Raw genomic sequence first — 21821 nt, 5'->3', positions numbered from 1 at the left:
TTGGACTAACAAGTGAGGTGGATTACATGATTCCTATTTTGGGACGCATCAATGAATTAAGTCGAAAACAACGCAGCAGCGTGGGCTTGACAAAAGCAGAAAAAAGCGAGCAGCAGGAGCTTAGAAAACAATATTTGCAGGCTATTCGAGGTCAGGTACTGACAACCATGCTGGCAGTATCCGTTGTGGACCCACTGGGGCATGATGTGACCCCTGAGAAATTAACCAATGAAAAATTGCAGCGCCGTGAACAAGCCGGCCAATAGCATTCCTTTAATAAGACAGACCAAGGTTACATCTTGGTCTGTCTTTTTTTTCTGCAAATCATCCGCTCAGCAGGAACTGCATCAATAATCTAGTTCGGATTTCGTGCGAATTAACAAGCATGTTAGATATTTTTAGTGTTGATGACAATAAAGCTACCGCGAACTTCAAATGATCTCTGATAACTCATATAATAACGCTAATATATTTTAGAAAACAAACAAAAAGCACAATAACTCTCAATATAACTGACAAAAAACTCACATCAAATAATTAAAGAAAGACTAGTTCATATATGTATCTCGAAAGGGTTGATGAATCATGAGTCTGGAGGCTTTGAATGAACGTGTGAAGAAAGATCTAGCTTATTTGTCATTTGGTGGCGCGAATTGGGTGCGTCCAAGAGAACATGCGGATGGTCATGTCTATGATGTTGTCATTGTGGGCGGAGGCCAGAGTGGATTAGGGGCGGCATTTGGACTTCTTCGTGAACGGATCTCCAATATTGTAGTCATTGACGAGAATACATCGGGGCTTGAGGGACCTTGGGAGACATATGCGCGTATGGTTACTTTGCGTACACCCAAGCATCTGACTTCCATCGATCTGGGGATCCCCTCGTTAACCTTTCGCTCATGGTGGGAAGCACAGGTTGGGCCCGAAGGTTGGGAAGAGGTAGACAAGATCCCGCGTGGAGACTGGATGAATTATTTGCGCTGGTATCGGGAAGTATTGAAGCTGCCTGTGCTTAATGAGGTGAAATTGACACTGGTTGAGCCAACAGAGGACGGAATACATCGACTTCATGTGAACAAGGCAGGAACTCAGATGGATGTTATACTTGCTCGCAAAGTAGTGTTTGCTACGGGAATACAAGGTGGTGGAGAGTGGCATGTGCCATCCATGATTGCGGATAGATTACCTCGGGATCGGTATGCCCATACGTCGGAAGCGATTGATTTTGATCGGTTAAAAGGTAAAAGGGTTGCTGTGCTTGGCGGCGGCGCTTCTGCTTTTGATAATGCCAGTTATGCGCTTGCCACTGGTGTGGCAGAAGCTCATGTATTTGTGCGGCGGGAACAACTGCCTAGTGTTAATCCCATTCGTCAGATGGAACAATCCGGTATGATTGAGCGATACCACGCTCTTCTGGTTGCTGATAAATATGAAGTGATCTCTCATTTCTTCAAATTCAATCAACCGCCAACCAACGATACGTTTAATCGTGCGGCAGCTTGGCCAGGATTCGAGCTGCATCTGAACGCTCCATGGCTGAGTGTAGAAGCGACGGACCAAGGCGCGATTGTGCATACCGCACAGGGAGCATATGAGTTTGATTTTCTAATTATTAGCACAGGTCTTCTCAGTGATCCGGCACTCCGTCCTGAACTGAAGCTTGTGGAGCCATACATCGCGCGCTGGGAGGACTGTTACCAGGCTCCGCCAGAGCATCGCAATGCGTTGCTGGACGCACATCCTTACCTGAGTTCCGGGTTTGCAATGACCAGCAGGAGTGAGCAGGGTGAGAAACCGTTGCACGGACTGTTTGTATTCAACTACTCTGCACTTGCCAGCTGTGGTCTGTCGGCATCGGCAATATCGGGAACCAAGAGCTCGGTGCCCAAACTGGTCTCTGCCATAGCGGATCAGTTGTTCCTCGATGATCGGGAGATTATTTTGCAGCAATTCTATGCGTATGAAGAACAGGAATTTACGGCTACGTGGGTGAAAAGTGGTGCCCTCGCTGAGTAATCGCACTCTATAATATTGTGAACGTGTGGCATCTGTTGCTGCACGTTTTTTTGTTTTTCATATGATGAAGGTTACACTTGCCTTTAATTTGTTGTAAAATGTCGGTTGGAACATGTTAAAGGCAGGGATAATAGATGAATGAAATGAACTATGAACAATTTAGAGCCCATTTGAAGAAAGCGTCACGTAAACGAAATGTACCTTTGATTAAGATCGTTGCATTTCAAGAGAAATACATGAAGATTGAAGAAGTTCAATTTTACGATGTGGAACAAAATCATATGAGTGTTCAGGCCTGCAATACGTTGTGGATGCATCTGGAGAATAAATCTTTCCGTAATATGGTGTCCCAACATTTGCAGTTTTATAGAGACATGGAGAACCTGGGTCGGCATTCTTTTGAGAATCTGATCAAAGAACTATATGATACGTCTGTTCCTGTGCTGCTCGATTACAACCCCGCTGATTATTACACCTCGGGGCAGCTCGCTGAAATTTTGGCCATGGATGAGGAGAGGCTGATTGAACAATTGGAGATGGGCCGCTTCAAGGGGGCTTTTATTAATGAAGATGGAAAATGGCTTAAACCCAAACCGGATGCAATGTTTGTAGATTCATAAACGTCATAAAGTTCCCATGATAAGCAAAATCCTGCAACGCCGCGCATCAAGTGCTGGAGGCTGCAGGATTTTTAATGGAGACACGAAGGGCAAGGAATTGCAACTTTAAGAACATGAAGTAAGTCAGGTTACCACCATTCGATAAAATGGGGACTAAAATATCAGATGTGCGTTCAGGCGTCAGAGAAAGGGACAATTGGACAAGGAAATAAGTCGAAAGATGCGTGTTTTTGAATGTTTTTAAATTATTTTGAATGAAAGTGGTTGTTTTTTGAGTGGATTATGATACTATAGAAGCAGTTGGAGGAATGAAGATGCTGACTGAAGAACGATATGCTGCAATTATAGAGCGCTTACATTTACAGGGAATTGTGAAGTTACAAGAGCTTGTTGATGTGTTGGGTGCTTCTGAATCAACGATTAGGCGTGATTTGATTGATCTGGAGAGTCGTCAGATGCTCAAACGCATCCACGGCGGTGCCGCACTGGTGAATGAAAAAACGCTGGAACCGGGCATGGAAGAAAAAACGTTCAAAAACATTCAACAAAAAACGACGATTGCCCGTTTGGCTGCACAGGAGATCGAAAATGGCGAATGCATCTATTTGGATGCAGGAACGACAACGTTAGCCATGATTCCTTTTATTGAAGCTAAGGACGTAACGGTTGTTACCAACGGACTTTCACATGTTGAAGCTTTGGTAAGCAAACGTATTCGAAGTTATTTGCTTGGAGGTATGATGAAAATTCATACAAAAGCAGTCATTGGCAGTATCGCATTACAGAACATGGATAATTTCCGTTTTGATAAATGTTTTCTTGGAAGCAACGGAGTTGATCCCGAAATGGGGTATACAACACCGGATCCAGAGGAAGCCTTGATTAAAAGGCGTGCACATCAATTGTCGGGAAAATCTTATGTGCTGGCTGATTCCAGCAAAATAGGGGAAATTACTTTTGCCAAATTGTTTGATTTGGAGGAGGCCGATTTGATTACCGAGCAGATGCCAGAACACTGGCGGCCTGGAATCGCCCAGAAAACTAAAATAATTGAGGGATAACGATGATATATACGATAACACTTAACCCGTCCATTGATTACATCGTGGAAATTGATGAGCTGAAGCTTGGCGGATTGAATCGAATGAATCGGGATTTGAAGCTCCCTGGCGGCAAAGGCATTAATGTCTCTCGCATACTGAATCAACTTGGAGCAGATAACACGGCCATTGGTTTCCTTGGTGGATTTACTGGACGTTTCATTAATGACAAGTTGCAAGAAGATAACATTCGGACAGACTTTGTCACGATTGCAGACGATACTCGCATTAACATCAAGCTGAAGCATGGAGAAGAGACAGAGATTAATGGTCTTGGACCTGCAATAAGTGCAGAAGAGGCAGAGCAGTTGCTTCACAAATTGTCTTCGTTGGAAAAAGGAGATATTGTCATTCTCTCCGGAAGTGTACCGCCTTCACTTGGAACGGATTTTTATGATCGTCTCATTAAAGTCTGCAAGCAAACGGGTGCTGAATTTGTGATTGATACAACTGGCCCTGCGTTAATGGAAGCTCTTGAACATGCACCATTGCTGGTGAAGCCAAATCATCATGAACTGGCTGAACTGTTCGGTGTAACGATTGATACTCGCGAGGAACTGGTGTTATACGGGCGTAAGTTGCTGGAAGCCGGTGCCAAACATGTGTTGATCTCCATGGCAGGTGAGGGTGCATTATTCATTACCAAAGCGGAAGTTCATCATGCGAATGTGCCAAAAGGCATTGTGAAAAACTCGGTTGGTGCCGGTGACTCCATGATTGGCGGATTCGTAGGTACCTATGTACAGAGCGGAGATTTGCTGGAAGCTTTTCGCACAGGGGTTGCATCTGGAAGCGCGACTGCGTTCTCGGATGATCTGGCAACACGTGAATTGATTGATGAATTGCGCAATCAAGTAACCATTACGACAATCTAGTCTAAAGGCCATATAAAAGGTTTTCATTGTAATTGTAATGTAGTGAGGCCTGCCTATGCAGGCCGACTGAACTTAAGGGAGTGTACCAAGATGAGAATAACAGACTTGATGATCCAGGAAACGATGATCATGGACCTGCAAGCCACAACCAAAGATGAGGCTATTGATGAACTAATTGCAAGCCTGAACCGAAGCGGACGAATTAATGATCCGGTCCTGTTCAAGGAAATGATCTATAAAAGAGAAGCTGAGTCCAGCACGGGGATTGGTGGCGGAATTGCAATGCCACATGCCAAAACAACAGCGGTGAACGAACCAACAGTTGTATTTGCCAAAAGTAGAAAAGGGCTTGATTTTGAAGCGTTGGATGATCAGCCAGCTCATGTGTTCTTCATGATTGCAGCTCCAGAAGGCGCAGGTAATACCCATCTGCGTACGCTTGCAGCTCTTTCCAGGTTGTTGATTGATAGCGATTTCATCTCACAATTGATGAGTACAGATACACCTGCCGAAGTTAGTGCCTTGTTTGATGCCAAACAGGCAGAAGCAGCGGAGAAGGAAGCAGCCAAAGAAAAAGCAAAAGCTGAAAAAGCAGCAAATGTTGCATCCACTTCTACTACTGGTCAGCAACAGAATACCTCTGGTGTGATTGTAGGTAATGCAAATTCGGAAGATTTTGTTGTTGCGGTTACAGCCTGTCCAACTGGTATAGCGCATACGTTTATGGCTGAAGATGCACTTAAAAAGAAAGCTCAGGAAATGGGCATCAATATTCGCGTAGAGACAAACGGCTCTGAAGGAGCGCAGAATGTTCTGACTGCTGATGAGATCGCTCGGGCTAAAGGGGTTATCGTTGCCGCAGACAAAAATGTGGAGATGGCACGTTTCGATGGCAAACCGGTATTGCAAAGACCGGTGAGTGATGGAATCCGTAAATCCGAAGAGCTGATTCGCAAGGCCGTTAACGGTGATGCACCGATCTATCGCAGCCAAGGCGGAAATGCCAAAGAAGAGGGCGCAAGCGGTGGCAAAATCAGTGTAGGTAGCAAAATCTATAAAGATCTGATGAATGGTATCTCGCATATGCTGCCATTCGTTGTAGGTGGCGGTATCCTGCTAGCAATCTCCTTCTTGTTCGAACAGCTTGCTAGCCCTGAGAATCCGATTGTGCAACTGCTTCAAACGATCGGTGGCGGAACAGGTGCATTCCACTTCCTGATTCCGGTACTTGCCGGATTTATCGCGATGAGCATTGGTGATCGCCCGGCCCTGATGCCTGGTATGGTCGGTGGATTGATGGCGGTTAACTCAAACGCCGGTTTCCTTGGTGGTTTGGCTGCCGGTTTCCTGGCGGGTTATGTAGTTATTGGTCTCCGTAAGTTGTTCAAAGGATTGCCAAAAGCGATTGATGGCTTGAAACCAATCTTGCTGTATCCGGTATTTGGTTTGCTGATCGTGGGTGCCATCAGTTTCTATGTCTTTGATCCAATCTTTGGTTCCCTGAACACATGGCTTGTAGATGCACTTGGTAACTTGGGTACAGGTAATGCGGTATTGTTGGGCTTGTTGCTTGGCGGTATGATGTCCATCGATATGGGTGGACCGTTCAACAAAGCGGCTTATACGTTCGCTATCGGCGTATTCACATCCAGTGGTAACACAGACGGTGCATGGATGGCAGCGGTTATGGCAGGCGGTATGGTGCCTCCTCTGGCGATTGCACTTGCAACAACGTTCTTCAAATCCAAATTCACAGAGCAAGAACGTAAATCAGGCCTGACTAACTATGTACTTGGATTCTCTTTCATTACAGAAGGTGCAATTCCATTTGCTGCGGCTGATCCATTGCGTGTATTGACTTCTTGTATTCTGGGTTCCGCTGTTGCTGGCGGATTGACACAACTGTGGAGCATTAATGTACCAGCTCCGCACGGCGGGATTTTTGTTGCAGCACTGGCGAACCACGCATTATTGTTCCTGCTCGCTGTTGCGATTGGTTCTGTGATCTCCGGTCTGATTCTGGGACTGTGGAAGAAGTCACCAACGCTTGTGAAGTAACAAATATAAGAAACATCTCCTGGGTGAAACTCACTTGGGGGATGTTTTTTATTTCAGCTTTTTCGTCAGGTAGTGGAAAGTTGCCTCCGGATTTGTGTAAAATGCTTATTTAGATTTTACATTCATGTGTGGTAAACTAAATATAATTATATTTTGAAACTATGTTTCGTCTAATGAAACTTATGCAGGAGGAATTGGAATGTCTGATGTAATTAAAAGTCAGGTGCAGAAGCAGTTTGCGAAAAATGCAGGAAAATACGTGACGAGTGCGGGGCATGCCAAAGGTGAGGATCTCGCGTTGCTCGTGGCTTCATCTCAAGCCACTCCGGATATGAACGTGCTGGATATCGCCACTGGAGGAGGGCATGTCGCTAATGCATTGGCTCCACTTGTTCAGCGGGTGACAGCCCTCGATCTAACGGAGGAAATGCTTCAGGCAGCTGAACGATTTATCCAGGGCAAAGGACACCGTAATGTAGATTTTGTTGCCGGGGATGCAGAGAAGCTGCCGTTTGATGATGATATCTTTGACCTTGTAACCTGCCGAATCGCTGCTCACCATTTTCCGGACGTTTCTTCGTTTGTTCATGAGGCATTACGAGTTATGAAGCCCGGTGGAAGGTTGTTATTCATTGACAACGTGGCACCTGAACGTGATGAGAATGACCAGTTTTACAATGAAGTGGAGAAGTGCCGAGATGCAAGCCATGTTCGAGCATGGCGCAAGACGGAATGGATTCATATGCTGGAGTATGCGGGCTTCCGAATGGAAACGATGGTTTCCTTCCAGAAGCGCTTTAAGTTTGAAGAGTGGTGTAACCGTGCAGCACTGCCGGAACGGGAGAGAAGGGAACTTGAAGCGAGCATGTTGAGCGCACCATCCATCATCAGAAATTTTTTTAATTTTGAAGTGACAACGAACGGGAAGCTCGACAGCTTCCAAGGAGAAAGTGTGTATATCCAAGCGATTAAACCGACTCATGTCTGATTAGGTAAAACAAATGATTTAGCTGAGCAGTTTATGAAAGAGTTAATGGATGAATGTCGATAAAATAAAACAAGCAGAGTACCTTGAACAGGTAGATCTGCTTGTTTTATTTTGCATATTTATAATCAAAGCAACGGTTCAGGGTTTTAGTATAACTTTGGTGCACTCGTCTTCATGATCGTTGAAAATGCGATACGCATCGCTTGCATTCTCCAGTGAAATTCGATGGGAGATGATCTCCGTTGGATCAAATTCACCAGCAGTGATTTTGCGGAACAATTCAGGCATGTAATGTATAACAGGAGCTTGTCCCATTTTAAGATTGATATTGCGTTCAAACAGGTTGCCTAACGGAAACATGTTGTAGGAAGAGCCGTATACACCCGTAAGTTGGAGTGTACCGAATTTGCGGATTGCTTTCATGCCGATTTCGATCGCACTCAGTGAACCGCCATGAAGTTTTAGCTTCTGTCCGATCTCCTCCAGCGTGGTTTTTTTACCATCCATACCTACACAGTCGATAACAACGTCGGTTCCGCCTTGTGTAATCTCACGAATGTGCTCACCCATATCATCGTAATCTTCGAAATTAAAGATCTCTGCGTCATTCAAACGTTTGGCTTTTTCCAGTCGATAGGGCAGGCGATCCACAGCAATAACGCGTTTGGCACCTTTCATCCAGGCGAACTTCTGCGTCATCAGTCCAATGGGTCCACTACCGAGTACAGTGACCGTATCTCCCGGTTTAACCCCGGCATTCTCGACGCTCCAGTAAGCCGTTGGAAGAACATCGGACAGGAACAATAAGGCTTCATCTTCCAGTTCACAGGATTCCGGAATCACAAACGGAGTGAAGTTCCCGAAGGGAACACGCAATAATTCAGCCTGACCTCCGGGGTGATTTCCGTAGCGTTCGGTGAACCCAAAATAACCACCTGTATGAATATCCGGATTGCCATTGGAATTATCGCACTGGCTCTCCATGTCATGATTGCAATAGAAGCATTCACCACAAGCGATGTTAAAAGGCAGGACCACACGGTCCCCCTTCTTCACACGTGTCACTTCCGGACCTACTTCTTCCACAATGCCCATCGGTTCATGACCGATAACATAATCTTTGGCAGCAGGCAGAGCTCCCTGATAAATATGCAAATCGGATCCACATATAGCTGTGGAAGTAATACGAACGATAATGTCATCCTTCTGTTGCAGTTTGGGATCTTCAACCTCTTTGACTTGAATGTCCTTTATTCCCTGAAACGTAACGGCTCTCATCTTTCATATTCCTCCTTATATAGTGGGATTCTCTGACAATTACCCCATTTCAGCATAAATGATAGATATACATATTAAATTAAACGACAGGCCATTTTACTTTACGCAAGGCATCGAGTAACTCGGGCGGCGCATTCAGATTGTCACGGACCAGATCCCGCGGGGTTAACGCCATCCACTGATTCAGCGATACATCCTCGAATCGATCACTTCGGAATATCTCCAAAAACCATAAAGTGTCTGTGCCGGTATTCTGTATATAGTGTCCCATAGCGACAGGAACATATCCGACATCTCCAGCCCGATAATCAAAGGTACGAGCAATGCCATTGCCTCCAAACACTGTCATTCTTCCTTGTCCTGTCAGATAATATTGCCATTCATCCGCATTGGGATGCCAGTGCAGCTCACGCATGGCGCCTGGTCGGATCTCAACAAGTGCTGCTGCAACGGTAGTTGAGATGGGGAAGTTGGTGGAGTCGACAATCCGTACGCTTCCGCCGGGTGTGATGAGTGGTTCCTGGGCCAGCAATCGGTGTTTGAATGTGAGAGGAACGGTGCCGTATGGGGATTGAACTTCCTGGCTCTCGATGGAACCCGGGACGGTATCTTGGAAAATGTACACTTGTTCCTTCGGCATCGACTGAAAAGCGGATTCGGGCACGCCGAAATTGACAGACAATACCTCTGGTGGGGTATGAGCAAACCAATCCGATATGGATAACGTATTCAGATCGGAGAAGGACCCGTCATCAAACACAAGCAGAAATTCACAACCATCCTCCAGTCCCTGAATGGAATGGGGTAGACCTTTAGGAAAAAACCACAGATCACCGGGCCCGACATCCGCAATAAAATTACGTCCGTTCTGATCTACCGAAGTGATTCTTGCCGTTCCCCAGATCATATAAGCCCACTCGGATTGTTGATGCCAGTGCAATTCCCGTACACCTCCCGGTGTCAGGCTCATGTTCACACCAGCCAGTGTAGTGGCAATAGGTAGATCCCGTACGGTGATTTCACGTGACCAGCCCCCATGGTTCAATTGCATATGTGTATCGGAAAAAGACATTCTCAGATTGGGCAATAACCCGTTATCGGTTGCCGGAGGTACCAGCATATCGGGGTTTTGTATATCTCTCATGACGTCTCTGGGTCCCAGATCAGGTCCACCAGCGCCATCACTGCGAATGGGTTGCGGGATGATAAATGGTTTTTCGTTAGGTTGCTGTCCTTTAGTCATTAGGTAATCCCTCCAGATTCAATAACATGTCACACGCGACATTGTATCGTTATGTTTACACCTATGAATCAGGGCCTGGATAATATGAGGGACAAACGAAAATAAAGACGTGACCGCATGCGGTCACGTCTTTATACGGATGTGAGAAATTCGAACAATCCATGAATCCGGTTATCGAATCAAATGAAGGCAGAATTCCAGATCGAATTGAAGATGCTCTTCAATGAGGAAAGGCACTGATAATATAGGCCCAACATCCATCATGGTTAAGATGGGTTGGTTGTGGGCTTTCCAGACTGCGTTGTACGAAAACGCTGCTCATAAAGCTCGTTTACCCGGTGGAGAACAGCAGGGCCTTGCTCTGTAAAACGAAGTGCTGTCGCTTTATTTTTCACCAGAAATGTACCGGATTCATGTCTGGTGGGTGATAAAGCCGCACTGTAGAGTAATGAAGCGCCATGACTTGGATGGGGAAAGAACCATTTCATAATGGGTTTGATATAGAAGGGCAGGCCGGATGTTTTGTTGCCCCTTAGCGTATTATTTCCACCGGGATCTACGCTTAGCAGTTGTATGCCATCCGCTTTGGCAGACTTGGCAACCTCACGTGTCCACAGAGATAGACCGAGCTTCGAGACAGCATAGGGACCAAACAGCTTTTTGAATTCAGCTGGACGTTCCAGGATGTTTAAATCAAATTGTTTGACCATACTGAACGCGGTGGTGGAAGTATTGACGACTGTTTTCATCTGTCCTTTGAGCAATAGCTCCACTAATTCCATGTAGATGATGTAAGGGACTACCGTCTGAAGTTCAAAGTGCAGTTCATGCCCCTGATCAGAGAAACGAAGCTCCGAAGCGCTGCCACCCGCATTGTTAAACAAGACATCGATCGAATCGGTATCGGATTTAATCTGATCCAGTGCAGTTCTCAGACTGTCGTAGTTGGTCAGATTAGCCTGAACCCAACGAAGCTCTCCTGAACGTAAGGCGTTCTGAATATCGGTATCCTCGGCTGGGAAAGCAGAACGGTTGAGGCCGATTACCTGCCATCCTTCAGCCAGTAACTTGCGTGTCAGTTCAAGACCAATTCCTGACGTTGAACCTGTGATGAGAGCGGTGCGAACCTGATTTTGTATATTCATATATACCTCCAGATAGAATGGGATTACAGAACGAATCTGTATGCTGCGCTCATTCTATAACTTGGAGCCGACTCCAAGTCAAGAGGTGTTGGGATTGAATGGATCATGCTTGACTTGGAGTCAGCTCCAAGTTGTAATATGGAGAGAAATGAATGTGGAGGAGGCCCATATGATGAGCGAGAAAGAAGTATTCTCCATTAAAGAAACGTCAGAACAGGCCGGATTATCGGAAGATACAATTCGTTATTATGAGAAGATTGGGTTGCTTCCCCGAGCGGAACGCAAAGCCAATCGCCATCGGGTATATCGCTCGGAGGATATCCATACGATGAAGTTGATCACTTGCCTGAAAAAAACAGGAATGTCTCTGGAGGAAATGAAGCCTTATTTACAAATGTCCATGGATTCCGATCTCGCAGATTTCCCGGATGAACGGGAGATGCTGGTGAATCACCGAAAGAAAGTTGAAGCACAGATTGCTTCGCTACAGCAAGTCGTTGATTTTATCGATGAGAAGTTGGAGAAACGAAGTATGTATCCTGATGAATGTCCTATTACCAGGGAGAACCAGTTGTCTGTTTTTGAAAAACAGAACATATTCTCTTGATGGCGCTGCTGCCTATTTAAAACTGAAAACCCACGTCATGATGACGCGGGTCTTTTTGTTGTTTCTAGTTTTAAATATCGAGTGTATGACGAAGTCGTTTGATATCGCTTTTGGGAGGGAGACCATACATGCGGGCATACTCCCGGCTGAATTGAGACGGACTTTCATAGCCAACCTGGAACGCAGCGTCGGCGGCATCGGTTGAACCTGCAAGCAGCATTCGCCGGGCTTCATGCAATCGAATTTGTTTCTGGAATTGCAAAGGGCTCATGGCGGTAATGGCTTTGAAATGATGATGTAATGAGGAAGAACTCATGTTGATCATGGCAGCAAGTTGCTCAATCCGAAGTGGCTTGGCGTAATCGGATTGGATGACTTCGATCACCTCGGCGATGTGCTGTGCATGACTGTCCTGAATCGCAAACTGCTTGATGGAATGTCCATGTTCATCCTGAATAATACGATATAGAATCTCACGGATAAACATAGGGGCAAGGACGGGAATGTCTTCAGGTGTATCCAGCAGCCGAACCAATCGGATCACAGCTTCAAGAAGGGAAGGTTTGGTTGAGCTAACAAACAGTCCTCTTCGTGTTGAATGGTCAGGTTTGGGTTGTGCAGAAGGCGTATCCTGAATCAGATCGAAAATCTGTCCTGAATCAAAATCGAGTCGAATACATAGATAGGGATGTTTGATTGTAGCCTTTACAACCTGCCCTGAAATAGGCAAGTTTACGGAAGCTACCAAGTATTGTGACAAGTCGTAGGTGTAGCTCTCGCGGCCGAGTATAACTAATTTGGAACCTTGGGCGACAATGCAGAGGGCAGGCTGATGAACGGAATATATGGGTTGTGAGATCTCGGAGGCACGGATTAAGGCAAGGGATGGAATTGCTGTTGTATGTATCCCATCATTTGGGGTGAAATGCTCAATAAGTTGAGCCAATTGTTGCTGCTGCTCCGTGATGCCCGTATCCGTTTCATTTATTTTGATAAGCATGAATTGCAGCCCCCTTGTAAACCACTATTACTATTATTTTAAAACGCGCTGGAGGAATAGGCAAGAATATTGCGGGATTTTTCTATCGTACAACGACTGATCCTCTACATAATGGAGATAAGCAACGGAATCTTTTGAAGCAGAGAGGAGTGAGAAACAATGGAGCGTAATTCAATGGGCGACCAACAAGAACCAAAACACCCGTATGTGGGGATGTGGGTCACGAAGGATGGATATATCAGACACGAACTTCTTCCTTCCGGTAGATATGATGAAGCGAGAGGAGATCGGCAAAGTGCATATCAGGGGCGCTATGTTGTTCATGGCAAACATATAGAATACGTGGATGATACGGGATTTACAGCGGATGGAGACTTCAGGGGCGGCGTTTTGTATCATGCAGGCATGGTTTTGTATCGAGAAAATGTACAATAACAACCAAATAAGGAGCGATTTAATATGTCCAATGTAAAAGGGAAAGTTGTTGTCATTACCGGTGCGAGTAGTGGAATTGGTGAGTCAACAGCTCGATTGCTTGCACAGCATGGAGCGCATGTAGTTATTGGAGCTAGACGTATGGAACGTTTGGAGGCATTGGCCTCCTCGATTCGTATGGAAGGCGGATCGGTGGAGTATCATTCGCTGGATGTTACCAGATTGGAAGAGATGCATACGATCGTTGACCTCGCTCAAACTCGCTATGGACGTGTCGATGTTATTTTAAATAACGCTGGAGTCATGCCGCTATCTCCCCTTGAATCGTTAAAAGTAGATGAGTGGAATCGCATGATAGATGTTAACATTCGTGGTGTTCTGCATGGCATTGCGGCTGGACTACCCGTCATGAAAAAGCAGGGTTTCGGCCAGTTTATTAACATCGCCTCTATTGGAGCCTATGCCGTGTCACCAACGGCAGCGGTGTATTGTGCAACCAAATACGCGGTCCGCGCCATCTCGGAGGGGTTGCGACAGGAAGTAGGCGGAGATATCCGTGTAACCCTTGTATCACCGGGCGTGACGGAATCGGAACTCGCGGATACGATTTCTGATGAAGAAGCACGTGATCTCATGAAAGAGTATCGGCGCATATCCATTCCCGCCTCGGCGATTGCGCAAAGTATCTTGTATGCCATTAGCCAGCCGGCAGAGGTGGACGTAAATGAGATTGTAGTCAGACCGACAGCAAGCATGGCTTAAGCTTGGATCCTCTTTTGGTATATAATAGGTTCAATTGATACGAAAAGAGGAATAGTGCAGTGACATTACAACAACTAAAATATGTGATCGAAGTTGCCACGCGCGGTTCCATGAATGAAGCAGCCAAGAGGTTGTTTATCTCGCAACCCAGCCTTTCGAATGCCATTCGGGATCTGGAGCAGGAGTTGCGAATTACTATTTTTGAACGTACCAATAAGGGGATATCTCTGTCTAAAGAAGGCGTTGAGTTTCTGAGTTATGCACGTCAGGTGGTAGAACAAGCTGAACTGCTGGAGAATCGTTATCTGAACGCCAAGCCATCCCCTCAGCACTTCTCCGTATCGACGCAGCATTATGCGTTTGCAGTAAATGCCTTTGTTCGTCTGGTACAGCAGTATGGTCAGGATGAATACGAGTTGGCGCTTCGGGAGACAAAGACCTACGAGATTATTCAGGACGTGAAAAGCCTGCGGAGTGAAATTGGCATCCTGTATTTGAATGAGTTCAATGCCAAGGTAATTAACAAATTGTTAAAAGATGCGGGATTGGTTTTCACGAGTTTGTTCATAGCCAAGCCCCATATCTTTATCAGTGTGAAGAACCCGCTGGCGAAGCAGGAGTCGGTTGCAATCGAGCAACTGCAGGATTATCCGTACTTGTCATTTGACCAGGGGGAGTACAATTCCTTTCATTTTTCCGAAGAAATCCTAAGTACGTTATCTCACCCCAAAAGCATACAGGTTAATGACCGCGCAACATTGTTTAACCTGTTAATTGGTCTGAATGGTTATACGATCTCTACGGGTGTACTTAGCGCTGATCTGAACGGAAACGAGATAATTCCTGTACCGCTGGAATGTGAGGAATCGATTAATGTAGGGTGGATAAGCCACAAAAGTACTTCTCTCTCTAATCTGGGCGTAGCATATGTCCAGGCTCTGCATGAGGCCATAGGGTCTTAGTGGTGTTGTATGGTTCATCAAAAGGCCGTTTCCGAATGATCGGAACGGTTTTTTTGTTGTACTACGATCTTTCAAGTATAGGGTGGTATGTTGTCATCCCGTGTAATAGAATGAAGGTATATGTCGAATAGGTGTGAAAGCACGAAGGGAGAACGGTTAGTGAGAGTTCTGTATCGAAATAAAAGTGAACAGCATGAGCTGACGGTATATGATACCAAAAAGCTTTATGGAGAGAAGGGCCGGTTTCGTGTATTAGAATTCTCCAACGCAGCTGTGCAGGGAGCCATGGATTTGGATGAGCCTAACCGGATGGTGTTGGAGTATCCGAGAGCGATGGTGCATCTAATGGAACGGAATGATCCTGAGTTTGATACCGTATTTGTGGTGGGACATGGTATTGGCACATTGCCAACCTACTTGTCTGATCGTCAGGTAAAGGTAGCTGAGCTTGACGCAGAGGTCGTGGAGTTGAGCCAAACCTTTTTTGGATATGAGGGAAGTCCTGTGCTCATTGGGGATGGTCGTGAATTATTAGGCAAGGAACCCGCTGCGACATATGATTATATTATTATTGATGCCTTTACGGCAACGGGTACACCCGAGCAGTTTATATCCAGTGATTTTTTTGCCATGGTCAAGGACAAGCTGGACTCGGACGGAGCTGTGATCCTTAATGTGTTTGGGCGTGCGGGCAACGATCGGCTTGTCAATGCGATCTATACGACACTTCAGGCACAGTTTGCCTATACACGTGCATTCGCATTACCTACAGAAACAGCGGATGAAGTTCAAAATCGCATTTTAATGGGTAGTCATCACCCGATCGAATTTCAGGTTCGTCAGATGGCAGGGTTTGTTGAACAAGAGCCAGAAGAAGGATATATCATTGTCGATTAGGGCGATCCTGAACAGTGATTCTTCCAGGGAAAGTAAAATGTCATTAAATCGTCAATCTTACGATGTAATTGTTAAGATTTCTCAAATTCTTTATTTGATCTTAACAACTTTCGTATAAGATAGAAGGAATATGCCTTTTCATGAAAATCCGGGGGAAGTAAACGATGATTGCACAGATCAAGAGATATAGATTACGAAAAAAAATAAAAAACATCAAGAAGATCAGCCTCACGGCTTTACTCGGTGGGTTGGTCACTATTTCAGTTATAATGACATTGACCCTCATGGTCATCTCATCTTATACATCTCAGAAACAGTCACTCATTGATAACACCCTTTCGCTAAACTATGCAAGCGCTGTGCAAATGAGCCAAACGCTGGATTCGCTTTTTTATTCCATGCAGGAGAGCTTGAAATATGCAGCCAATTATTTCCCGGATATGGATCAGTCCAATACAAAAGAGTTGAATTCCACATTAGATTTGGTTCGCAATAGCAGTAATTTTTTTAATTCCGTTTCTTTGGTAGATAAAGCGGGAGTAATCAGGTCTACCTCACCTTACTCACAGGCTAGTGTAGGTCACCATGTTAGTTCCCATGCAGCAAAAGAAGCGGTTAAATTGAGGACTTCGTATATCTCCGAAGCGTACCAGACACCCAGAACGAAACGCAGAATTGTATTTGTTAGTGAACCGATCTTTGATTCGGCAGGGGAGTACCAAGGAACAATCGGTGGAAATATCTTTTTGCAGGAAAATAATATATTGAGTCTGTCTTTTGGCAGTCAGCTCAAGACAAGTAATGGTTCCTACTTTTTTATTGTGGATAAGAAGGGCACTTTGTTATTTCACCCAAACACCAACCGAATTGGTGAAAATGTCAGTAAAAATGAAGTGGTGCAAAAGCTGCTAGTAAACAAGCACGGTAAAGAACAATACAAAAATCTGGCAGGTGTGGATTCGCTTGCAGGTTATTACAAAGTTCCATCAACAGACTGGGGCGTCGTAATCGTGTCTCCAACCCAAACGGTGTACGATCAGTTGAATCATCATATCCGTATGTTGTTGCTGTACACCTCAGTGCCTTTCCTGATCCTGACCCTTATTGTGGTTCGGGTTGCACGCAAGCTGGCCAGTCCTTTTGCTATGCTGGCTGATTTGGTGAATCAGGTCGATAAGGGACAAGTGGATCTACCGGTGATGAAACCTCACTGGAATAGAGAGGCAGACCTTCTAACAAGAGCAGTTGTTGGCGCATTGGCGAACTTTAGGAAACAGACAAACCAGCTTGTCTATGATGCCAGAACAGATGTTTTAACAGGTATGAACAATCGCAGAACCTTCGAAGAAGTTATTCAGGAATGGATTCAGGATGAGGCGCCATTCTCCATTATTGTTCTGGATATCGACCGCTTCAAGTCCATTAATGATACATTCGGTCATCATGCTGGGGATGAAGTGTTGAAACACATTGCCAATATCATTCAATTGTCTGTTCGACCAGAAGATGTCTGCGCCCGGTTTGGTGGAGAGGAATTTGTAGTCTTGTTAAGAAATTCCGAGTCCAACGTGGCTTTTGAGATTGCTGAACGTATCCGAATAACGGTCGAAGAAAGCGTATTGCCTATAGATCGTTCCGTCACCATCTCGGCTGGAATTGCTGAATATCCGAAACACTCCACAACATCCACAGAACTGTTTCACTTGGCGGATAATGCACTGTATCAAGCGAAGGAAGAGGGGCGTAACCGTACGGTTACGATCCAAACGGTTATTAAATAAGCAAGCAAAGAAGCTGTTCCCTAAAAACTAGGAACAGCTTCTTTTGTGTTTTATACCTCTTGTGAGGATCTGGCCAGAACCTCATTTGTATACGTTTCTCCCCAATCTCGCATGCTGAAGATGATCGGCCGTAACGTTTCACCAAATGGTGTGAGGGAATACTCCACTTTAGGTGGGATCTGGGGGTATATTTCACGATGAACAATTCCGCTGCCTTCCAACTCTCGAAGTTGCAGGGTGAGCATACGCTGGGTAATGTCAGGAAACAATTTTCGGATCTCGTTAAATCTCAAAGGACCGGAGAATAAATGATACAAAATGGCACCTTTCCATTTGCCTCCGATCACGCTGAGGGTAACTTCTACGGAACAGCCGTATGGCGCGGGACATGGCTTGGTTGCGTCCTTTTTCATTATAGTACACCTCCACTTTAAGGGTATTTTCTATGGTATCTATTTGGGTGGTTACATTACATAAAGTACGTATAGTTCATGAAAGAGCATATCACTTATGATGAAGATTATAAACCCTAATTATAGTCGAAGGCAGATGTGTTGATGTCTATAATAAAAAAAGAGCCCCGGTTTCGTCTTGCGAAACATTGAGGCTCCATGTGATGAATTTTGTACATTATATCAGGGCATCGAGGGAATATGCACCAGCTCCAGCGAGAGCAACACCAAGTAATGATCCGATCATCACAAGGTTATATTCGAATCCTCCGTTCAGATTCCATAGACCTTTATCGGCATGCACCTTGGCTATGGCTACAATCATCGGAAGAATGAGCAGAACGGCAACAACGATAATCCATAGACCGACTCCAAACAGGAACCCACCGATCAGTTCAGCAAGTCCGGCACACACTGCCAAGGGTCTAGCGGGTTTCAGGCCAATCGCTCCGAAGAATTCAGCCGTCCCTGATATACCCTCGCCTCCAAACCAGCCAAACAGTTTCTTACATGCATGTCCAATCATAATGAAACCAATCACGAGACGAATGATAAGTAGACCTGTGTCCAACATGAGATTAGTTCCTCTTCTCTGGATGTATAAAATATGATGATGAGCGTATTTACGCTACTTTAGTGATGATAGAATGGAGTCACATAGAGCCATCGTTGTAATATTATCCTTGGCGCTGGAATATGGGACGGTCTGATTCTGGCAACACTTGATGAAGTGCACCATTTCACCAACAAACCCGCGTAGATAAAGATCGCGATAAGCTCCTGACATGGGAGATCCGGAAGGTGTATATACAGTATCTTGCTCCTCGAGAGATTTCCAGGGAAGGTTGGTCGAGCTTCGGGATTGATGAACAGTAAGTGTGTTGATTTCTTCAGCTGACGCAAATCCGTTGTCAAAGGTGACGAGTACACTTTCACTCTCCCGTGACCAAGCGCTCATGCCGGTAAAATAAGCGCTGCCTACTACGTTATTCTCAAACACAAGGGAAATGCTTTGATTAATGTGTTCCCCATCTTTCACGGTTGTGCCTGTAACCCGTATTACTTCTCCGAATAAGTAACGCATCAGATCGACCATATGTATGGCAGCGAGCTTCATGAACTGTTCCTCATCCTTGCAAAATGGGGTACTGTCTACAGCGAATTTCATCTGGAATGAACGTACCTTACCTAGCGAACCACTATCAATGAGCTCCCTCAGCTTCATGTATACGGGAGCATAACGTTTCATAAAACCGACCATGACAATGACGCCAGCCTGCTCGGCAGCTTCTGCTACAGCGGCGGCTTCCGCTGCATTCCATCCGAGCGGCTTATCCACGTATACATTCTTACCAGCCCGAATGCATTCAAGGACAAGAGCGGTCTGATCTACAGGCTGTGCGACCACAACGACACCGTCACAAGTTTCCTGCTGTAACATAAGCCCAGCGTTATCATACGCTTTTCCGTTGCTGCCAAATCGCAGCAAAGCTGCTTCAGAGCGTTCCATACTGCGTGTGGCAATGGCCTGGATCTGCGCTCCGGCTTCAACAACAGAAGGGTAAATATTTGTGGATGCATGAAACCCGGCACCGATAAAGCACAGATGGGTTGTTTTCAAGGTGGATCTCTCCTTCATTTTTGCATTCGTATGGATGGTATATTTGTATAATGTTACGATAGGGTGTTTGAAGTTGAGAAAAAAGGACATATGTCCTATTCTTGAATGAATAAAAAAGAAGTTGCATTTTTATTTTGGAGCATGTATACTCTGAATTACGGTAAAACAAGGAATTGTTTCACCGGAACGCTTTTCATCGATGGATGAGGAGATACATATTATGCGGTCGTGGCGGAATTGGCAGACGCGCACGGTTCAGGTCCGTGTGGGCTAACCCCCCGTGGAGGTTCGAGTCCTCTCGACCGCATCTAACAAAAAAGGTTCGTGAGTTGCTCTAGGGCAATCCACGAACCTTTTTTTATTTTGTGGATCATTCGTGTGAAGCCTACATTTTGCTACCAGCATGCTAATGCTAATGTTGCCGCTGGCGCAGAATGACTGCCATGATGATTCCGGCAATGGCTCCTGCAATACCAAATAGCGTAACACTGGCAACCACTTCAACCGACTGGAGACGAAACAAAAAAGCGATACCACTGCCAAAAGTGGTTCCAGCGAGAAATCCGAGCGAAATTCCTAATTCTTTGGTTAATTTCATTGCTTCACCTACTTGGAAATGTGAGATATGGATTTGCAAATATTGGGTACAGGCAGTAAAGTGTGATCAGGAAAATCATCACATTTTATTTCCTTTTTTATCTTGTGGTTTTAACCCGTTAATTATGCATGATATCTCATATGGGAGGGTAAGAGCGAATGAATATGAACGAACGAATTGCAGCATGGAATGAGGAAGCACAACAGTGTGCTTGCGGTCATCAACACCGGGTGGTGGATATGCTGATTCATCTGGAAGCTGGGGCCATTCAGAGGTTACCGGGTTATTTGTCTGAGCAAGGATATCGTCAGGTGACGGTTGTTTATGATCGACATACGTTTCAGGCGGCCGGATCTGATGTGCTGAGTAGTATTCGCGAAGCGGGAAAGCATGCGGATGAGATCGCTCTACCGGAGAATCTGACGGGTGATATCATTGCGGACGAAGCAGCTATTGTACAGGTTATGTTGGGTGTGAGACTCGAAAGTCAGGCTGTAATTGCGGTGGGTTCAGGTACCATTCATGATCTGGTGAGATTTGTTTGTTCCAAAATGAACAAGCCCTTTTTGTCGATACCTACAGCGGCCTCAGTGGATGGGTTTACCTCTGCGGGTGCACCCTTAATTGTATGCGGCGTCAAACAAACATTTCAGGCTGTTCCGCCGGAGGCTATCTTTGCCGATCTGGATATTCTGGAGCAAGCCCCACAAGTGATGACGGCTGCCGGATTCGGAGATATGCTTGGTAAATATACTTCGCTTGCAGACTGGATTGTTTCCCGTGAACTGGGCGGAGAACCGTTCTGTCCAGTTGCTTATCGGATGACAGAAGAAGCGCTGAATACCTGCATAGATCATGTACAAGCGATTGCGGAGGGGCGAGCAGAGGGAGTAGCTGTATTAATGGACGCATTAATTGTTTCCGGTATCTCCATGCTGATCATTGACCATTCCCGTCCGGCATCCGGAGGTGAGCATCATCTGTCCCACATCCTGGAGATGGATCTGATGCAAGCGGGAGAAAGACCGGTTCTGCATGGTGCCAAAGTTGGCGTAGCTTGTGCATTGCTTACGGTGAAATATAAAGAACTTGCACAGACATCGGGTGAACCGGTGTTTGGGATATATGACCAATTGCCGGAGGCTTCTCAGCTCATCGCATGGTTGGAACAAGTAGGTGGACCTGTGACTACTGAGCAACTCGGTGTAACCCCGGAGATGGTGGAACATGCATTCAACACAGCGCATACACTTCGTCCTCGATATACGGGGTTGAGATACATCAATGAAGTGTTAAACACAAGGTTAGGATGACCTTTTAGAGAGAATGGTCTCGATGAAATGCATAAACTTAGCTTGTAGCGGGCTGTGATGGCTCTCCTTG

General features: G+C 45.5%; 22 protein-coding genes and 1 tRNA gene. 15 read left to right on the top strand and 8 right to left on the bottom strand.

What is annotated here, in order from left to right; translation table 11 throughout:
* Positions 1-26 precede the first annotated feature (26 nt).
* The 7 genes from MHI14_RS21170 (at position 27) to MHI14_RS21140 (ending at position 7657) form a co-directional block, all read left to right on the top strand.
* Positions 27-266, top strand: coding sequence for a DUF896 domain-containing protein (locus MHI14_RS21170; protein ID WP_047842338.1), 240 nt, complete (start codon positions 27-29; stop codon positions 264-266).
* 319 nt (positions 267-585) lie between these two features.
* Entirely contained in the window at positions 586-2016 is a 1431-nt protein-coding gene (locus MHI14_RS21165; protein WP_341131151.1) for an NAD(P)-binding domain-containing protein, read from the top strand.
* A gap of 134 nt (positions 2017-2150) precedes the next feature.
* Complete coding sequence (locus MHI14_RS21160) at positions 2151-2636, top strand: hypothetical protein (protein ID WP_310334097.1); 486 nt, start codon at positions 2151-2153, stop codon at positions 2634-2636.
* A gap of 314 nt (positions 2637-2950) precedes the next feature.
* On the top strand, positions 2951-3697 hold the full coding sequence (locus MHI14_RS21155) for a DeoR/GlpR family DNA-binding transcription regulator (protein WP_017689448.1): 747 nt from the start codon (positions 2951-2953) through the stop codon (positions 3695-3697).
* 2 nt (positions 3698-3699) lie between these two features.
* Positions 3700-4611, top strand: a complete 912-nt coding sequence (gene pfkB, locus MHI14_RS21150; RefSeq protein ID WP_091032342.1) for a 1-phosphofructokinase — start codon at positions 3700-3702, stop codon at positions 4609-4611.
* A 90-nt stretch (positions 4612-4701) separates the two neighbouring features.
* Entirely contained in the window at positions 4702-6669 is a 1968-nt protein-coding gene (locus MHI14_RS21145; RefSeq protein WP_091032340.1) for a PTS fructose transporter subunit IIABC, read from the top strand.
* Between the two features lie 199 nt (positions 6670-6868).
* Positions 6869-7657 (top strand): class I SAM-dependent methyltransferase, encoded by a 789-nt coding sequence (locus MHI14_RS21140; protein WP_341131150.1) that lies wholly within the window; start codon positions 6869-6871, stop codon positions 7655-7657.
* 138 nt (positions 7658-7795) lie between these two features.
* On the opposite strand, the gene MHI14_RS21135 is transcribed toward MHI14_RS21140, so the two are convergent.
* From MHI14_RS21135 to MHI14_RS21125, 3 genes are all read right to left on the bottom strand, one after another.
* The gene (locus tag MHI14_RS21135; protein WP_133384212.1) at positions 7796-8935 is read right to left on the bottom strand and encodes a zinc-dependent alcohol dehydrogenase; all 1140 of its coding nucleotides are present in this window, start codon (positions 8933-8935) and stop codon (positions 7796-7798) included.
* 79 nt (positions 8936-9014) lie between these two features.
* Entirely contained in the window at positions 9015-10178 is a 1164-nt protein-coding gene (locus MHI14_RS21130) for an oxalate decarboxylase family bicupin (RefSeq protein ID WP_315936518.1), read from the bottom strand.
* 266 nt (positions 10179-10444) lie between these two features.
* The gene (locus tag MHI14_RS21125) at positions 10445-11323 is read right to left on the bottom strand and encodes an SDR family NAD(P)-dependent oxidoreductase (protein WP_341131149.1); all 879 of its coding nucleotides are present in this window, start codon (positions 11321-11323) and stop codon (positions 10445-10447) included.
* A gap of 172 nt (positions 11324-11495) precedes the next feature.
* Here MHI14_RS21125 and MHI14_RS21120 point away from each other — a divergent pair, with 172 nt between their 5' ends.
* Positions 11496-11930 carry a MerR family transcriptional regulator gene (locus MHI14_RS21120; protein ID WP_240767970.1) on the top strand — a complete coding sequence of 145 codons (435 nt, stop codon included), beginning with the start codon at positions 11496-11498 and terminating at the stop codon, positions 11928-11930.
* Between the two features lie 70 nt (positions 11931-12000).
* On the opposite strand, the gene MHI14_RS21115 is transcribed toward MHI14_RS21120, so the two are convergent.
* On the bottom strand, positions 12001-12930 hold the full coding sequence (locus MHI14_RS21115) for an AraC family transcriptional regulator (RefSeq protein ID WP_091032325.1): 930 nt from the start codon (positions 12928-12930) through the stop codon (positions 12001-12003).
* 159 nt (positions 12931-13089) lie between these two features.
* On the opposite strand from MHI14_RS21115, the gene MHI14_RS21110 reads away from it, so the two are divergent.
* The 5 genes from MHI14_RS21110 to MHI14_RS21090 all read left to right on the top strand — a co-directional run bounded on the left by MHI14_RS21110 (position 13090) and on the right by MHI14_RS21090 (position 17767).
* On the top strand, positions 13090-13365 hold the full coding sequence (locus MHI14_RS21110; RefSeq protein WP_249911186.1) for an Atu4866 domain-containing protein: 276 nt from the start codon (positions 13090-13092) through the stop codon (positions 13363-13365).
* 24 nt (positions 13366-13389) lie between these two features.
* A complete protein-coding gene (locus MHI14_RS21105) occupies positions 13390-14127 on the top strand; it encodes an SDR family oxidoreductase (protein ID WP_091032323.1) in 738 nt (245 codons plus the stop codon).
* 59 nt (positions 14128-14186) lie between these two features.
* Positions 14187-15089 carry a LysR family transcriptional regulator gene (locus tag MHI14_RS21100; protein WP_091032319.1) on the top strand — a complete coding sequence of 301 codons (903 nt, stop codon included), beginning with the start codon at positions 14187-14189 and terminating at the stop codon, positions 15087-15089.
* A 159-nt stretch (positions 15090-15248) separates the two neighbouring features.
* A complete protein-coding gene (locus MHI14_RS21095; protein ID WP_341131148.1) occupies positions 15249-15986 on the top strand; it encodes a spermidine synthase in 738 nt (245 codons plus the stop codon).
* A gap of 164 nt (positions 15987-16150) precedes the next feature.
* Positions 16151-17767 (top strand): sensor domain-containing diguanylate cyclase, encoded by a 1617-nt coding sequence (locus MHI14_RS21090; protein WP_192132484.1) that lies wholly within the window; start codon positions 16151-16153, stop codon positions 17765-17767.
* A gap of 50 nt (positions 17768-17817) precedes the next feature.
* Here MHI14_RS21090 and MHI14_RS21085 read toward each other — a convergent pair whose 3' ends face one another.
* From MHI14_RS21085 to MHI14_RS21075, 3 genes are all read right to left on the bottom strand, one after another.
* Positions 17818-18180: a winged helix-turn-helix transcriptional regulator gene (locus MHI14_RS21085; RefSeq protein WP_091032309.1), complete on the bottom strand. Its 363-nt coding sequence runs from the start codon at positions 18178-18180 to the stop codon at positions 17818-17820.
* Positions 18181-18397: 217 nt separating this feature from the next.
* Entirely contained in the window at positions 18398-18793 is a 396-nt protein-coding gene (locus MHI14_RS21080; protein ID WP_341131147.1) for a DoxX family protein, read from the bottom strand.
* A gap of 54 nt (positions 18794-18847) precedes the next feature.
* Entirely contained in the window at positions 18848-19840 is a 993-nt protein-coding gene (locus MHI14_RS21075; RefSeq protein ID WP_341131146.1) for a Gfo/Idh/MocA family protein, read from the bottom strand.
* Between the two features lie 222 nt (positions 19841-20062).
* Between MHI14_RS21075 and MHI14_RS21070 the strand changes: the two genes are divergently transcribed.
* Positions 20063-20147 (top strand) — tRNA-Leu (locus tag MHI14_RS21070).
* Between the two features lie 105 nt (positions 20148-20252).
* Here MHI14_RS21070 and MHI14_RS21065 read toward each other — a convergent pair.
* Complete coding sequence (locus MHI14_RS21065; protein WP_076209053.1) at positions 20253-20438, bottom strand: hypothetical protein; 186 nt, start codon at positions 20436-20438, stop codon at positions 20253-20255.
* Between the two features lie 158 nt (positions 20439-20596).
* On the opposite strand from MHI14_RS21065, the gene MHI14_RS21060 reads away from it, so the two are divergent.
* Positions 20597-21751 carry a sn-glycerol-1-phosphate dehydrogenase gene (locus tag MHI14_RS21060; RefSeq protein ID WP_341131145.1) on the top strand — a complete coding sequence of 385 codons (1155 nt, stop codon included), beginning with the start codon at positions 20597-20599 and terminating at the stop codon, positions 21749-21751.
* Positions 21752-21821: the final 70 nt, after the last annotated feature.

This window comes from Paenibacillus sp. FSL K6-2393 (assembly GCF_038002545.1).
Taxonomy (GTDB): Bacteria; Bacillota; Bacilli; order Paenibacillales; family Paenibacillaceae; genus Paenibacillus.
The sequence above is the reverse complement of the archived record's forward strand: the minus strand, read 5'-3'. Positions and strand labels throughout refer to the sequence as shown.